Here is a 16,258-nt window from a genome sequence, read left to right as displayed (position 1 = left end):
ACACACCACAGGGGCGGCACGCCACGGCACTTTCAACCAATAAATAATTGGTATCAACAAACTTGGCACACTATTGAGTTCTCAAACAACAGGAGCACCCGGCACCAGGACGACCCTCTCAGGCCCTCCATCGCTCCGGAGCAACTTTTCTAACTTACCCGCGCCGGCAGTTCTTGTCAAACCGCCCGGTCCCGCTCCGCCCGTTGGCTACTGCCTTCGGCCGGTTCGGCGAGGCGACCTTACCGCCCTGCGCGGCTTTAAACTCTAGCACCGGTCGGCGCGGATGTAAATTCCGCTGCCGTTCATCCTTCCTCCACCCTGGCCGGGCCACCGGCAGCCGGCTTCAGGTACACCACGCCCAGCGGCGGCACCCGGAGCGTCGCAGAAGCGGGGCTGCCCTTCCAGCCGCCTTCCACGGCGGTGACCGCACCTGCGTTGACCACTCCGGATCCGCCGTATTCGGCGGCATCGGTATTCAGGGCCTCGTCCCATTCGCCCGCCCACGGCATCCCCAGCCGGAACCCTTCGTGCGGGGCACCCGAGAAGTTGGCCACGCAGACCAGCGGGTTTCCCTGCTGGTCCCAGCGGATGAAGGACAGCGTGTTGTGCGCGCCGTCGTTCTCGTCGATCCACTGGAAGCCGGCGGGCTCATTGTCGCGCTCGTACAGGGCCGGCGTGGAACGGTAGATCCCGTTGAGGTTGCGGACCAGGTGCTGCAGGCCCTTGTGCGGAACGTTCTCGGAGAGCCACCAGTCCAGCCCGTGCTGCTCCGACCATTCCGACTCCTGGCCGAATTCGGTACCCATGAAGATCAGCTGCTTGCCGGGATGCGCCCACTGGAAGGCCAGGTAGGCGCGCAGGTTGGCCAACTGCTGCCAGCGGTCGCCGGGCATCTTGCGCAGCATCGACCCCTTGCCGTGGACCACCTCGTCATGGCTGATCGGCAGCAGGAAGTTCTCCGTGTAGGCATAGACCATCGAGAAGGTGGCCTTGCCGTGGTGGTACATCCGGTTGACCGGGTCCTCGGCGATGTATTCGAGCGTGTCGTGCATCCAGCCCATGTTCCACTTCAGGCCGAAGCCGAGGCCCCCCGCGCTGGTCGGGCGGGTCACACCGTCGAACGCGGTGGACTCTTCCGCGATCATGACGATGCCCGGCACCCGCTTGTACGCGGTGGCGTTGACTTCCTGCAGGAAGGAAATGGCCTCCAGATTTTCGCGGCCGCCATGGATGTTGGGGACCCACTCCCCGTCATTGCGCGAGTAGTCGAGGTACAGCATGGAGGCCACCGCGTCCACCCGGAGTCCGTCGATGTGGAACTCCTCCAGCCAGTACAGCGCGTTGGCGACCAGGAAGTTCCGCACCTCGCGGCGGCCGAAGTCAAAGATCAGCGTGCCCCAGTCCGGGTGTTCGCCCAGCCGGGGGTCTGCGTGTTCATACAACGGCTGGCCGTCGAACCGGGCCAGCGCCCACTCGTCCTTGGGGAAGTGTGCCGGGACCCAGTCCAGGAGGACTCCGATGCCGGCCTGGTGCAGCCTGTCCACGAGGTACTTGAAGTCGTCGGGGTGCCCGAAGCGCGAGGTCGGCGCGTAATAGGAGGTGACCTGGTAGCCCCACGATCCGCCGAACGGGTGCTCGGCCACCGGCATGAACTCCACGTGCGTGAAGCCCTGCCAGCTGACGTATTCGGCGAGCTGGTCGGCCAGCTGCCGGTAGTCCAGCCCCAGCCGCCACGACCCCAGGTGCACCTCGTACACGCTCATCGGCCCGTTGTGCGGGTCGCGGGCGGCACGCCGCTCCATCCATTCCTGGTCGCCGAAGCGGTAGTGCGATTCGACCACGCGGGACCCGGTCAACGGCGGGACCTCGGTCCAGCGGGCCATCGGGTCGGCCTTCTCCCGCCACTGGCCGTCTTGGCCCAGCAGCTCGTACTTGTAGACGGCACCGGCCTCGACGCCGGGGATGAACAGTTCCCACACGCCGGATCCGCCCATGGAACGCATCGCGTGCCGGGCGCCGTCCCAGTGGTTGAAGTCGCCCTTCACCCGGACAGCCCGGGCATTCGGCGCCCAGACGGCGAAGCTGGCCCCGGATGTGTCGCCCAGCGCGGAGTTGTAGCGGCGCATGTGGGAACCGAGCGCGGTCCACAGGGTCTCGTGCCGGCCCTCGCCGATCAGGTGCAGGTCGATTTCGCCCAGGCTGGGCAGGTAGTGGTACGGATCGTCGCTGATGGCGGGAGCACCGCCGTCGTACGCCACCTCGAGGCGGTAATCCGGGACGCGTCCCGGATCATCGGCCGGGAAGACCGCCACCCAGATGCCCTCGTGCTCGTGTTCCATCGGCACGCGCAGTGACGGCGTGATCACCGTGACGGAGTCGGCCAGCGGACGCCGGGTGCGGACGGTGACGTGTCCATGGTCGTCCAGGTGGGCACCGAGCACTGCGTGCGGCTGGTGGTAGGACCCGTGCGCGACGGCGGAGAGCACCTCCGGCTCGACACGCACCGGGGTGCGGGAGCGGCTGCCCGACGGCGATGCCGGTCCGGGGGTGCCGGCCGCGCCGGAAGTGTTGGCCGCGCGGGAAGTTGCGGGGACGGAAGTTCCGGCCGCGGACGCACCCGCGAAGGCGGGAGCTACCGGCGCCGCTGCGCCGACTGCGGCAGACGTCCGGCCGCTTCCGGGCCCGGTGCCGGTGCCCGCCAGTGGTGCCAGGGCCTCGCGTACGCCGCGGACCGGCACCTGTACCCAGCGCGGGCGGTTGCGCTGTTCGTACACCACTTCATAGAGGGCCTTGTCCAAAAGCAACGCGCGGAAGAGCGTGGAGGACGTGTCCACCGGTTCGCCCGTCCCCTCCCGGTAGCCGTCCAGGAAGGCGGAGCTGGCCTGCGCCGCCCAGTTGTCGGCGGCGGCGCCGACCGCATCGTCGGGCTCCGCGAGCCGGGCCACGCCGGCGGCGTAATCAAACGAGCGGAGCATGCCCACCACATCGCGCAGCGGCACGTCGTCGGTGCCGCGGTCGCCCATGGGCCGCAGCGGTTCGCCCTCGAAATCAAGCACTACCCAGCCCCGCTGTGCCGAGAACAGCACCTGGCCCAGGTGGTAGTCGCCGTGGATCCGCTGCAGCTGAGGAAGCTCGGTCACCTGGTCCAGCCGGTCCAGCAGTTCCTGCACCGCGTCGTCCAGGGGCCCCACGGACGCCCCGGCCTGGGCCCAGCCCCAGCGGATCCGTTCCGCCAGCGCGGCCTTGAACGCCTCGACGGCCTTGGCGTCCGCCGGGGAGGCGCCGGCCGCGTCGCGCAGGCTGCGGTGGATCCGTCCGGTGACGGCGCCGAGCTCGCGGGCCTGGGAGCTGAAGTCCGTGCCGTCCAGGGCGGAGCCCGACGCGGTGCGCCACGCATCCTGGCTGTCCGGAATGAATTCCCGCAGCACGCTCAGGTGTCCGGTGTCCCAGAGGCGGTCGCCGCCGTCGTTGTCCTGTCCGGGAGTCAGCCAGCCGCCGGTCACCCAGCCGTACGTGACCGGGACTTCGCGGCACCCGGCCTCCGTGAGCAGCACACCGACCTCGACGTCCGGATTGGTGCCGGCTTCCAGCACGCGGAAGAACTTCACGATCAGCGGACCCTGGTCGGACTGGACCACCACCGAGGTGTTCGACTGCTCACCCAGCAGCACGGAGGCCTGCAGCCCGGTGGTGAACTCCGGCCAGGAATCGAATCCGGCCCCGGCATGGCCGCGGGTATGCCCGTCGCCCGTCACCGACTGCCGCCGCATCAGTTCCAGCCAGGCGGCCACGAACACCGGGTCGTGGGCGCCGTCGTAAATCCAGCGCTCTCCGGGACCGCCCGCAGTACCGCCCGCGGCGCCGCCGGCCGCCCCCGCGGTACCGCCCGCCGGCTTGTCCGACCCAACGGTCTCGCCCTCTTCGCGGGTTGCCGCCCAGGTGTCCTCGGCGCCCTGCTGCACGCGCCCGAGCAGGGCCGCCTCCCCGCCGGCCAGGGGCTCCCGGCGGTAGCTCAGCGGCACGTTGACCACGTGGACGGCGTCGGCGGTGTGCACGGCCACGATGTGCACTTCCAGTCCCACCGCCCCGGCCGGGTCCGGCAAGCGGATGCCGCCCAGCCGGCGCAGGACCGACTCTTGGCCCTTGGCGGGGAACCAACGCTGGGCGGGGAGCCACTGGTGCAGCAGTTCGGGCAGGCTCGGCGTGAAATCAGGCATGTGATGCCACCTCTGTTCCTTCAGTCGCGGGTCTGATGACTGGGAGTGTCTCGGTCTGTGGAGATGCGGGGTTGGACGCGGCCGAACGCAGCCGCAACCAGAAAAAGTCGTGGCTGCCCAGCGTCAGCGTGAGCTGGCCGGCGTCGTCAAAGGCAGGGAAGGGGACGCCTCCGAACGTGTCGCGCAGCCCCCGGCCGGCAAATTCGGGCAGCCGCAGCGGTGCCGCCACGGGGTGCTGCGACAGGTTGAACACGCACAGCAGCACCTCTTTCTCCAGGCCTTCCGGATTGTCCTCCGGCAATTCGCGCAGAAAGGCCAGCACAGATTCGGAGTCCACCGGCACGTTCCGGTAGGTGCCCAGGCCGAAGGCGGGATGGGCCTTGCGCACGGCCAGCATCTGGCGCACCCAGTGCAGCAGCGAACTGTTGTGCGCCAGCTGCGCCTCGACGTTGACGTAGTTGTAGTGATAGACCAGCGACTGCACCACCGGCAGGTACAGTTTGCCGGGGTCCGCGGTGGAGAAGCCGGCGTTGCGGTCGGGGTTCCACTGCATCGGGGTGCGGGAGGCATCTCGGTCTTCGAGCCAGATGTTGTCGCCCATGCCGATCTCGTCCCCGTAATACAGGAACGGGCTGCCCGGCAGCGACAGCAGCAGCGCGTGAATCAGTTCGATTTCTGCGCGCGAGTTGTCCAGCAGCGGGGCCAGCCGGCGGCGGATTCCGATGTTGGACCGCATCCGGGAATCCGGCGCGTACCAGCCGAACATCGCCTCACGTTCTTCGCGGGTGACCATTTCCAGCGTCAGTTCGTCGTGGTTGCGCAGGAACGTTCCCCACTGGGCCCCGGCCGGGATCGCCGGCGTCTGCTCCATGGTGGCGATGATCGGGGCGGCCTTTTGGTCCCGGAGGGCGTAATACAGCCGCGGCATGATCGGGAAGTGGAAGGCCATGTGGCATTCGGGGCGCAGCCCGCCGTCGCCGTCCGGCTGGCCGAAGTATTCCACCACCTCGTGTGGCAGCTGGTTGGCTTCGGCGATGATCACGCGGCCGGGGTATTCCGTGTCCACCAGTGCGCGCAGGTCCTGCAGGAAGGCGTGCGTGGCGGGCAGGTTCTCGCAGTTGGTCCCGTCTTCCTCGAACAGGTACGGGATGGCGTCCGCGCGGAAACCGTCAATCCCCTGGTCCAGCCAGAAGCGCACGACGTCGAACAAAGCCTCGATCACCTTGGGGTTCTCGAAGTTCAGGTCCGGCTGGTGGCTGAAGAAGCGGTGCCAGTAGAACTGCCGGCGGATCGGGTCGAACGCCCAGTTCGAATCCTCGCTGTCCACGAAGATGATCCGCGCGTCCTGGTATTTCTCGTCCGTATCGGACCAGACATAGAAGTCTCCGTACGGCCCCTCCGGGTCCCGCCGGGACTGCTCGAACCAGTCGTGCTTGTCCGACGTGTGGTTTATCGGCAGGTCGATGATTACCCGGACGCCGCGGGCGTGGGCCTCGGCGACCAGGCGTTTGAAGTCGCCGATGGTGCCGAACTCGTCCAGCACGTCGAAGTAGTCCGCGACGTCGTACCCGCCGTCCCGCAGCGGGGACTTGAAGAACGGCGGGATCCACAGGCAGTCGACGCCCAGCCACTGCAGGTAGTCCAGCTTGTCGATCAGCCCGGAGAAGTCGCCCGATCCGTCTCCGTTGGAGTCCGCGAAGCCCCGCAACAGCACCTCGTAGAACACTGCCTTGCGGTACCAGTGGGGGTCATGCGTCAGCCCCGGAGCGTGCAGCTGGAAGGGGCCGGCCATCAGCGGTTCCTTCGGATGTGCAGAATGTGGGCGGGTTCCACGTGTGCGTCCAGCCGCACGTAGTTGTGTTCGCCCCAGCGCCAGCTCTGCCCGCTGAGCAGGTCATCGACCCAGAACGTGCCGTCGTCGTTAAGGTCCTCCTCCCGCAGCCCCAGCGCCGCCAGGTCCAGCGAGACCGTCGATTCGCGCGCGCTGTGCGGGTCCACGTTGACGACGACGATGATCGTGTCCCGCCCGCCGCCGTGGCTTTCGGGCAGGTGCGCCTTGTGCTTGGAGTACACCACCGTGGCCGGGTCGGTGCTGCGGTGCACGGTGAGGTTGCCCAGGTCGCCCAGCGCCGGGTGGGCACGCCGGATGGAATTGAGCCGGGTCAGGTACGGGGCGAGCGAGCGCCCTTCGGCCTCCGCGGCGGCGAAGTCGCGGGCCTTGTATTCGTACTTTTCGTTGTCGATGTATTCCTCGGCGCCCGGCCGGGCCACGTGCTCGTAGAGTTCGTAGCCGGCGTAGACGCCCCAGAGCGGGCTGGCCGTGGCCGCCAGCACGGCCCGGACCTTGAACCCGGCGGGGCCGCCGTACTGCAGGTACTCGGTGAGGATGTCCGGGGTGTTGACGAAGAAGTTCGGCCGGAAGAACGGCGCCGTCTCGTGGCTGATCTCGGTGAAGTACTCCTCGATCTCTTCCTTGGTGTTGCGCCAGGTGAAATAGCTGTAGGACTGCTGGAAGCCCGCGCGGCCCAGCGCGTGCATCATGGCCGGCCGGGTGAAGGCCTCGGCCAGGAACACCACCTCAGGGTGCTCGCGGTTCACCGTGCCGATCAGCCATTCCCAGAACCACAGGGGCTTGGTGTGCGGGTTGTCCACCCGGAAAATCTTCACGCCGTGCGAAATCCACAGCTTCACGATCCGCAGGACCTCTTCGGACAGGCCGCGCGGGTCGTTATCGAAGTTCAGCGGATAGATGTCCTGGTACTTCTTCGGCGGGTTCTCGGCGTAGGCAATCGTGCCGTCGGCCCGCGTGGTGAACCATTCGGGATGCTCGGTGGCCCACGGGTGGTCCGGGGCGGCCTGCAGCGCCAGGTCCAGGGCCACCTCCATGCCGAGCGCCTCGGCGGCGGCCACGAAGGCGTCGAACTGCTCGAATCCGCCCAGGTCGGGGTGGATGGCGTCATGCCCGCCGTCCTTGGATCCGATGGCCCACGGCGATCCCGGGTCGCCGGGTCCGGCGGTCAGCGTGTTGTTCGGTCCCTTGCGGTTGACCTCGCCGATCGGATGGATGGGCGGCAGGTACACCACGTCGAAGCCCATGGCCGCGACGGCCGGAAGCCGCTCGGCCGCCGTCGTGAAGTCGCCGGAGGTCCAGCGCCCGTTCGCCGGGTCGTAATGCGCGCCCTCGGAGCGCGGGAAGAATTCGTACCAGGCGCCGCGGCCGGCCCGTTCACGCTCCACGAGGATGGGGTACCGCTTCGAGGGGCTGACCAGGCTGCGGATCGGATGGCTGTTCACGGCGTCCAGCACGGCCTCCGAGGTTCCTGCGGCCAAACGTTCATGCACGGTGAGCGATCCGTCTGCGAGCGCGGCGGCGGCGTCGCGCAGCACCTGCGCGTTGCCTTCCGGCCGCCCGCCCTGGCCCGCGGCCTGTTCCAGCAGCATCCGGCCCTCGGCCAGCATGAGGTCCACGTCCACGCCGGCGGCAATCTTCACCTCGGCGTTGTGCCGCCAGGTGGCGTAATTGTCTCCCCAGCCTTCCACGTGAAAGGTCCAGAGGCCGGTACCGGTGGGCCGGAGGGTCCCGTGCCAGCGGTCGGTGCCGGGCGCGCCGGGCGTCAGCCTTGCCCGCTGGACGGGCCGGCCGTCCGGGTCGAACAGCACCGCGGTCGCGCCGATCTTGTCGTGCCCCTCGCGGAAGACGGTGGCGGCTACCTCCAGGTCTTCGCCCGGTATCGCCTTGGCCGGAAACTCGCCGCCGCCGACCACGGGCCAGACGTCGACCACCGGGATCCGGCCGAACTTCAGGCGGGGGGCTGGCTGGGTCGTACTCTGCTCCTGCATCGAAGTCGTCACAAGACAGACGTTAGCGAGATTCCTTCCCGATTGCGAAGGATCCCCACGCCCTGCGACCGGGTTGACGGCCAGTTCGACGCGCATTCACCCGCCGGCCATCAACGGCGCAGGGGATCTGCGCTAGCCTAGGCCGGGTGAAGGCAATCCGCAGATTTACTGTCCGAACTGTCCTCCCCGAGAGCATTGCTCCGTTGGCCCGCTTGGCCGGCAACCTCCGCTGGTCCTGGCACCGGCCCACCCAGCAACTCTTTGAACAACTGGATCCTCAGGCCTGGTCCGAGGTGCGCCAGGATCCCGTCGCCCTGCTCGGCTCGTTCACCCGCGAACGGCTGCGGGCGCTGGCCGACGATCGGGACGTCGTCGCGCGGGTGCGGGAACTGGACGCCGACCTGGAGCAGTACCTGACCGAGGACCGCTGGTACCAGACGCTGGGAGCGGACGCACCGGCGTCGATCGCCTACTTCTCCCCCGAGTACGGCATCTCCCATGTGCTCCCGCAGTACTCCGGCGGCCTGGGCATCCTGGCCGGCGACCACCTGAAGGCCGCGTCCGACCTGGGCGTGCCGCTGGTGGGCGTGGGCCTGCTCTACGCCGCCGGCTACTTTAAGCAGTCGCTGAGCCGCGACGCATGGCAGCAGGAGACGTACCCCGTCCTGGACCCGGACGGCCTGCCGCTGACGCTGCTGCGCGAGCCGGACGGGCAGCCGGCCCAGGTCACGCTGCCGCTGCCGAACGGCCGCAGGCTCGGCGCCTACGTCTGGCGCGCCGACGTGGGCCGGGTGCCGCTGCTGCTGCTGGACTCCAACATCCCGGGCAACGACGAGGCCGCCCGCGGCATCACCGACCGGCTCTACGGCGGGGGCGGCGACCACCGCCTGCAGCAGGAACTGCTGCTGGGCATGGGCGGCGTGAAGGCGCTGCGCATCCACCAGCGGCTCACGGGCGCCCCGGCGCCGGAGGTCTTCCACACGAACGAAGGGCACGCGGGGTTCCTGGGCATCGAACGCATCCAGGAGCTGGCGGCCGCCGGGCTGACGTGGGACGAGGCCTTGGCCGCCGGCCGCGCCAACACCGTGTTCACCACGCACACGCCGGTGCCCGCGGGCATCGACCGGTTCGACAAGGCGCAGATCCAGCATTTCTTCAGCGCCGGCCTCGCCCCGGACGTGCCCACCGCGAAGATCCTGGAACTCGGCGACGAGAATTACGACGGCGGAGATCCGTCCAAGTTCAACATGGCCGTGATGGGCCTGCGGCTGGCGCAGCGGGCCAACGGTGTGGCCAAGCTGCACGGTGTGGTCTCCCGCGGCATGTTCTCCGGGCTCTGGCCGGGCTTCGACCAGGAGGAAGTGCCGATCACCTCGGTGACCAACGGCGTGCACGTGCCGACCTGGGTGGACCCGCGGATCGCCGAGTACGCGCGGTCGGCGTTCGGCGACGAGCCGGTGATCGCCCGCCAGTGGGACCGGGTCTACGACGTGTCCGACGAGGACATCTGGGCGCTGCGCCGAAGCCTGCGGACGGCCCTGATCGAGGATGTCCGCCGCCGGCTGCGGGCCGCCTGGAAGAAGCGCGGGGCCGCGGACGCGGAGCTGGCGTGGACCGACGCCGTGCTGGACCCGGACGTGTTGACCATCGGTTTCGCCCGCCGGGTGCCGACCTACAAGCGGCTGACCCTGATGCTGCGCGACCCGGCCCGGCTCAAGGCGCTGCTCCTGCACCCGAAACGGCCCATCCAGCTGGTCATCGCCGGCAAGTCCCACCCTGCGGACGAACAGGGCAAGCGGATGATCCAGGATCTGGTCCGCTTCACCGACGACCCGGAGGTCCGGCACCGGATCGTGTTCCTGCCCAACTACGACATCGCCATGGCCCGCACGCTGTTCCCGGGCTGCGACGTGTGGCTGAACAACCCCCTGCGCCCGCTGGAAGCCTGCGGGACGTCCGGCATGAAGGCAGCCATCAACGGCGGGCTGAACCTCTCCGTGTTGGACGGCTGGTGGGACGAGATGTACGACGGCGACAACGGCTGGGCGATCCCGACGGCGAACCCGTCCACCGATGCAGGGACCGCGGACATGTTCAGCGCGGACGATCGGGACGATATCGAAGCAGCCGCGCTCTACGACCTGATCGAGCACCACGTGGCGCCCCGCTTCTATGCCGCCGAGGTCTCCGAGGGCGCGGGGGCGGCCGGCCCGTCCCAGCCGATAGCCGACGATGCCGTCCCGCACCAGTGGATCGCCATGATCAAGCACACGCTGGCCAATCTGGGTCCGGCGGTTTCCGCCGAACGGATGCTGCATGACTATGTGGAGCAGCTGTACCGTCCCGCCTGGGCATCCGGCCGGACGGCCCGGGCCGACGATTTTGCGGCGGCGAAGGAACTGGCGGCGTGGACCAGCCGTGTGCATGCAGCCTGGGCCGACGTGTCGGTGGAGCACGTGGACTCGCTCGGCATCACGGACGAGCCGCAGATCGGCGAATCGCTGACGGTCAATGCCTATGTCCGGCTCGGCTCGCTGGCGCCGGACAGCGTCACCGTTCAGGTGGTGCATGGCCAGGTCACCGAAAACGACGACCTCGCCCAGACCTCCAGTGACGAACTTGCCCTCGCCGAACAGCTGGGCGATGGCCGCTATCTCTTCACCGGCCCGGTCACCATCGACCGATCCGGGTCGTTCGGGTACAGCGTGCGGGTGCTGCCCAAACACCCGGCGTTGGCAAACCATGCCGAACTCGGACTGGTGTCCAACGCCACCGGCTGATCCACGGGCAGCGCCCGTTGCCGCTCGCGCCCGTCGCCCGCCCGGGCGGCCGGCGCGAGTGGCAACAGAACGGCTGAAACGTAGCTATCCGACAGTTTCTTTAAATCGGCCGGGACCCCCCGTTTCATGCCGGATTAGAGCGGAAATGTGCTGCTTCGTACGTCCTTCTGTGTGACTCACCCCTTTATTATCAGCATGCTGACTAATAGCATGAGGGTGTTCCGTCCGAATGGACTACGAAGGAGGCGAACATGGGCACGAGTACCGAGCGGGAGGCACCACCGCCGGACCACGGGGACAAGCCGCAGCAACCGCAGCAAGTAAAAAAGTCTTCGTGGAAGTACATCCTCCGCAAGACCATTCGGGAGTTCTCCGACGACAACTGCACCGATCTTGCGGCGGCGCTCACCTACTACGCGGTGCTGTCCCTGTTCCCCGGCCTGCTGGCGCTGGTTTCCATCCTGGGCTTGGTAGGGCAGGCGGAACAAACCACCAACGCCATGATGAACATGCTGGGGCAGGTAGCACCCGGCCAGGCCGTTGATGTCATCCGCCAGCCGATCCAGCAGCTCGCCACTTCCCAGGGAGCCGGGCTGGCGTTCGTCGTCGGCCTCGTCGGCGCGATCTGGTCGGCATCCGGTTATGTCACCGCCTTCGGCCGGGCCATGAACAGGATCTACGAGGTCGAAGAAGGCCGCCCGTTCTGGGTGCTCCGCCCGATGATGCTGTTGGTGACCCTCGTGGTGCTGCTGCTGGCCGTCCTGACGCTGCTGATGCTGGTCGTGTCCGGCCCGGTGGCGGAGGCGATCGGCTCGGTGATCGGACTCGGCGAGGCGGCAGTGACCGCCTGGAACATCGCCAAGTGGCCGGTCGTCGTCATCTTCGCCGTGGTGATCGTGGCCGTGTTGTACTACGCGACGCCTAACGTGAAGCAGCCGAAGTTCCGCTGGATGAGCCTGGGCGCCCTGGTCGCGCTGATCGTGCTGGCCCTGGCGACCTTGGGCTTCGCCTTCTACGTAGCCAACTTCGGCAACTACAACGCGACCTACGGAGCCATCGGCGGGGTGATCGTCCTGCTGCTGTGGTTCTGGCTGGCCAACCTCGCCCTGCTGTTCGGCGCAGAGTTCGATGCCGAGACCGAACGCGGGCGCGAACTGCAGGCCGGCATGGCCGCCGAAGAAAACATCCAGCTTCCGGTCCGCGATAACCGCAAGATCGAGAAGAATGCCGAGAAGGAAGAGGAGGACATTGCACGGGGGCGCGATCTGCGCCGCGAGCACGCGCATTCCCACGAGGAATCCCGTGAGCATAGCTGACCAAGATCAGGACTGACAGGAAGAACCCGACTAGGAAAAGGAATTGCCATGACCACGAATCCACATTCCGGCAGTTACGACGAGGGCGCTCCCGTTTACCCCACAGGTGGCACGGCCGTACCGCCGCCGTCGAACCCGCCCTCAACCGGCCAGTCCAGGAGCGAAACCGCCAAGACCGAGGCACGGGAAGTAGGGCGCGAAGGGGCCGAAGCCGGCCAGCACGTTGCGCAGACGGCCAAGGACGAGGCAAAGCAGGTGGCGTACGAAGCCAAAGACAAGGCCCGCAACCTGATGTCCGAACTGGGCGACGGTGTCCGCGGCCAGGCCAACACGCAGCAGCAACGCGTGGCTTCGGGGCTGCGGTCCATCGGGGAGGAGCTAAATTCCATGGCCCGCAACTCGGAACAGTCCGGACCGGCGACCCAGCTGGTCAGCCAGGTGGCGGGCCGGGCCGACTCAGTCGCAGGATGGCTCGAGAACCGCGACCCGGGATCCCTGCTGGACGAGGTCAAGCGTTTTGCCCGCCGGCGGCCCGGAGCCTTCCTGGCGATCGCGGCGGGGGCCGGCGTCTTGGCCGGGCGCCTGACCAAGGGCCTGACCGCCGACAGCGGAGCAGGCAGCGGCTCCATGACCGGCAGGAGCGTGGGCACGCACCGTGCAACCACCGGTTCCGTCTACGACACGGCAGGAACGGGCAGCTATGAGGCCCAAAGCGCCGCCGGCTTCGCGGCGCCGGGAGCGCAGACAGGTTCCGCCCTCGGCGGCGCCCCGGCACAGCCCGAAACCACCTACCCTGTGGGCGAACCGCCCGTCGGTGGCCGCGGCACCGCGATCCCGGAGCGGAACCCCTATGAGGACGGAGGGACTCGATGAGTCACCAGCAAATGCCGGGCCCGAGCAATCAACGCGTGCCCGGCCAGGATGGCGCCGAGCCAACGCGAGCGGAAATCAAGGCCGAGAACGAATCCTTGGGCGATCTTCTCAGCCAGGTCAGCAAGGACATCTCCGTCCTGATGCGCCAGGAGGTGGAGCTGGCCAAGGCCGAACTCAAGGAGACCGGCACCAAAGCCGGCAAGGGCGCGGGCCTGCTGGGCGGAGCCGGCGTGGCCGGCCACTTCGTCCTCCTGTTCCTGTCCCTGGCCCTGTGGGCGCTCATCGCCGGCGGGGTCGGGTGGGCCTGGTCCGGCCTGATTGTGGCAGTCATCTGGGCCATCATCGCGGCCATTCTGTATTCGGTTGGCCGCAAGCAGCTGAAGACGGTCGAAGGGATGCCCCGGACCACCGAGTCAGTGAAGCAGATTCCGGAAACATTGAAGCCAAGTGAGGAAGCGCTATGAGCCAGTCACCCGAAGAAATCCGAGCCGACATCGAACGTACCCGCGCCCGGCTGGGCACGGATGTGGACGCCGTGGCGGAAAAAGCGTCGCCGTCGAACATCGTCCACCGGCAGACGGACAAAGTGAAGGATTCCGTGGGCCGCGTCAAGGAGAAGATCATGGGCGCGGCTGACGACGCCACCGGCGGCACCCGCTCCATGATGCACGACGCCGGCGAGATGGCCAGCGACGCCCCGCACCAGCTTGCCCGCAAGACCGAGGGCAACCCGGTGGCGGCCGGCCTGATCGCCTTCGGCGCCGGCTGGCTGCTGTCCTCGCTGTTCCCGGCCAGCCGGGTGGAGCAGCAGGCAGCCGACAAGGTCAAGGAACAGGCCGAACCGGTGGTGCAGGAAGTCAAGGACTCCGCCCGCCAGGTGGCCCAGGACATGAAGGAGCCGGCCCGCGAGGCAGCCGAAGACCTGAAGTCCTCGGCCCAGGACTCGGCGGGCAGGGTGAAGTCCGAAGGAGCGTCCGCCGCCGAGGACGTGAAGGCACGGGCCCAAGAGGCCCGCGGCAACGTCCAGGAGGAGCCCCGGCAGATCTAACCCCTGGGTGCACGCCGGCTAACGGCCGGCATGCCGGCGCCGGGAAGGCTTTGAGGGCCTTCCCGGCGCCGGCTGCGTTAAGTCAGGAGCGGTAGACGGAGAGGCTGTTGGCGGCCACCATGTCCTTCTCGCCGCTGCGGACCTTGGCGCCGCGCCGCTGCTCCTCGGAATGCGCGGTGGTGTAGAGCAGTTCGAACACGTGGTTCCCGCCGCGGTGCTTGCCGAAGTCCTGCAGCGCGTGCGGGGCCGGCATCACGATTTTCTGCGGCTGACACGCCCCGTTGATCACCAGCAGACCATCGATCACACCCTGGGGCGATCCCATCAGCAGCTGGACCAGGCGGCAGTCCGGGTTGTTCCAGTCGTCCGGAGTCATCGGTTCGCCGTCGGCGTTGAACCAGAGCAGGTAGGAACTGTCCGCCCGTGCCGGGTAGTTATACGGCTGGTGCGCCAGGAAGGACCGGCGGATCTGGATAAGCCGGCGGGTGGCATCGAACATCCGGTGTTCGCGCTCGTCCAGCTGCCAATTGGTCCACGCCAGCTCGTTGTCCTGGCAGTATGCGTTGTTGTTTCCCTGCTGGCTGCGGCCGATCTCGTCGCCGGCGCAGATCATGGGCACCCCGAGCGACAGCAACAGGGTAGCCATCAGGTTACGCGCGCTCCGGTCCCGGGCGTCGAGGACCCGGCCGTCCCCCGTGTGACCCTCGATGCCGTGGTTGTAGCTGCGGTTATGGTCGTGGCCGTCGCGGTTTTCTTCGCCGTTGTTTTCGTTGTGCTTGCGGTTGTACGCAGTCAGGTCGGCCAGGGTGAAGCCGTCGTGGGCGGTCACGAAATTCAGCGAGGCCAGCGCGGTGCGGCCGGACCCGGCGAACAGCTCGGTGGAGCCGGCCAAGCAACCCGCCAGCCGCGCCACCGTCCCGACCTGCCCGCCGCCCGCCAACGCGGCCTGGTCCGCCAGCCAGAAATCGCGGACGGTGTCGCGGAAGCGGTCGTTCCAGTCGGCCCAGCCCGGCGGGAAGTGCCCCGTCTGCCAGCCTCCGTCGCCGACGTCCCACGGTTCCGAGATGAGCTTTGCCCCGGAGAGCACCGAGTCGGCGCCCACGGCTACCAGGAACGGATGGCGGGGATTGAAATGGTTGTTTCCGTCGCGGGCCAGGGACACCGCCAGGTCGAAGCGGAACCCGTCGATGTGGAACTCTTCCACCCAGTAGCGGAGCGAGTCGAGGGCCAGCTGGATCACGCGCGGCTCGTTGAACTCCATGGTGTTGCCGCAGCCGGTGGTGTCCAGGTAATTCCCGTGGCCGTCGTGCCGGTAGTACACGTGGTCCGCCAGCCCCCGGAAGGAATACGTGTCCTGGTCCTTGCCGCCCTCGGCCGTGTGGTTGTAGACCACGTCCAGGACCACCTCGAGTCCGGCGGCGTGCAACTGCTTGACCATGGTGCGGAACTCGTCCTGCACGGCCCGCGGTCCGGCGGCCTGCGCCGCGGCGGTGGCGTAGCCCGGCCAGAGGGCGAAGAAGCCGAGCGTGTTGTAGCCCCAGTAGTTGGCCAGGCCCAGGTTTTGCAGGTGCGGTTCGTCCAGGTGGTAGTGCACCGGCAGCAGCTCCACCGTGGTGATCCCCAGCTCCAGCAGGTACTCGACCATCACCGGGTGCGCCAGCCCGGCGTAGGTGCCGCGCAGTTCTTCCGGGATGTCCGGGTGCAGCACGGTCTGGCCCTTGACGTGGCACTCGTACACCACCGTGTCCCGCCACGGCACGTGCGGCCGGGCGTCGTTCCCCCAGTCGAAACCACCTGTGACGTACACCGAGCGCAGCACACCGCCGTCGTCGTCGATGGCGCGGCCGTAGGGGTCCAGCAGCAGCTGCCCGGACGCCGGCAGTTCCTCGCCGTGGGGCCAGAAGGCGTACCGGCTGCCGGCCTCGAGTCCCTCGACCGTGCCGTGGTGGACGCCGTCGGTGAGCGCCGTCAGTTCGACGCGCCGCCAGGTGCCCGCCGCGTCTTGGAAGTGCACGTCCACCGAACCGAAGTCCGGGGCGAAGACCGCCACGTTGACCGCGCCGGGAATCGGCGGCAGGCCCGGGGCGGCGTCGCTCACGCCGAGCGGGAAGGCACGCGAAAGCCGGGCCTGGCGCGTCGGACGCTCAGGGGAAAGGCTCTTGGCGTGACGGGCCACAACGGTCC

Annotated in this window: 9 protein-coding genes; 5 read left to right on the top strand and 4 right to left on the bottom strand. The window is 68.1% G+C overall.

Annotated features, from left to right (window positions below; translation table 11 throughout):
• Positions 1 to 302: 302 nt before the first annotated feature.
• From glgB to AC5RVV_RS15835, 3 genes are read right to left on the bottom strand one after another with little or no spacing between them, the layout of a single operon-like run.
• A complete protein-coding gene (gene glgB, locus AC5RVV_RS15845; protein ID WP_494002335.1) occupies positions 303 to 4,217 on the bottom strand; it encodes a 1,4-alpha-glucan branching protein GlgB in 3,915 nt (1,304 codons plus the stop codon).
• On the bottom strand, positions 4,210 to 6,009 hold the full coding sequence (gene treS, locus AC5RVV_RS15840; RefSeq protein WP_494002334.1) for a maltose alpha-D-glucosyltransferase: 1,800 nt from the start codon (positions 6,007 to 6,009) through the stop codon (positions 4,210 to 4,212). Before treS ends, glgB begins: the two co-directional genes overlap by 8 nt.
• A complete protein-coding gene (locus AC5RVV_RS15835) occupies positions 6,009 to 8,057 on the bottom strand; it encodes an alpha-1,4-glucan--maltose-1-phosphate maltosyltransferase (RefSeq protein ID WP_494002360.1) in 2,049 nt (682 codons plus the stop codon). The genes treS and AC5RVV_RS15835 overlap by 1 nt, the downstream gene beginning before the upstream one ends.
• A gap of 146 nt (positions 8,058 to 8,203) precedes the next feature.
• Here AC5RVV_RS15835 and glgP point away from each other — a divergent pair, with 146 nt between their 5' ends.
• The 5 genes from glgP to AC5RVV_RS15810 all read left to right on the top strand — a co-directional run bounded on the left by glgP (position 8,204) and on the right by AC5RVV_RS15810 (position 14,074).
• Positions 8,204 to 10,837 carry an alpha-glucan family phosphorylase gene (gene glgP / locus AC5RVV_RS15830; protein WP_494002333.1) on the top strand — a complete coding sequence of 878 codons (2,634 nt, stop codon included), beginning with the start codon at positions 8,204 to 8,206 and terminating at the stop codon, positions 10,835 to 10,837.
• A gap of 251 nt (positions 10,838 to 11,088) precedes the next feature.
• Complete coding sequence (locus tag AC5RVV_RS15825; RefSeq protein ID WP_494002332.1) at positions 11,089 to 12,153, top strand: YihY/virulence factor BrkB family protein; 1,065 nt, start codon at positions 11,089 to 11,091, stop codon at positions 12,151 to 12,153.
• Between the two features lie 48 nt (positions 12,154 to 12,201).
• Positions 12,202 to 13,026, top strand: a complete 825-nt coding sequence (locus AC5RVV_RS15820; protein WP_494002331.1) for a hypothetical protein — start codon at positions 12,202 to 12,204, stop codon at positions 13,024 to 13,026.
• Positions 13,027 to 13,037: 11 nt separating this feature from the next.
• Positions 13,038 to 13,490 carry a phage holin family protein gene (locus AC5RVV_RS15815; RefSeq protein WP_494002359.1) on the top strand — a complete coding sequence of 151 codons (453 nt, stop codon included), beginning with the start codon at positions 13,038 to 13,040 and terminating at the stop codon, positions 13,488 to 13,490.
• Positions 13,487 to 14,074: a DUF3618 domain-containing protein gene (locus tag AC5RVV_RS15810; protein ID WP_494002330.1), complete on the top strand. Its 588-nt coding sequence runs from the start codon at positions 13,487 to 13,489 to the stop codon at positions 14,072 to 14,074. The genes AC5RVV_RS15815 and AC5RVV_RS15810 overlap by 4 nt, the downstream gene beginning before the upstream one ends.
• Positions 14,075 to 14,156: 82 nt before the next feature.
• On the opposite strand, the gene glgX is transcribed toward AC5RVV_RS15810, so the two are convergent.
• On the bottom strand, positions 14,157 to 16,250 hold the full coding sequence (gene glgX, locus AC5RVV_RS15805; protein ID WP_494002329.1) for a glycogen debranching protein GlgX: 2,094 nt from the start codon (positions 16,248 to 16,250) through the stop codon (positions 14,157 to 14,159).
• Between the last annotated feature and the right edge of the window lie 8 nt (positions 16,251 to 16,258).

This window comes from Arthrobacter sp. MDT2-34-1 (genome assembly GCF_059091365.1).
This window is presented reverse-complemented; position numbering and strand designations above follow the sequence as displayed.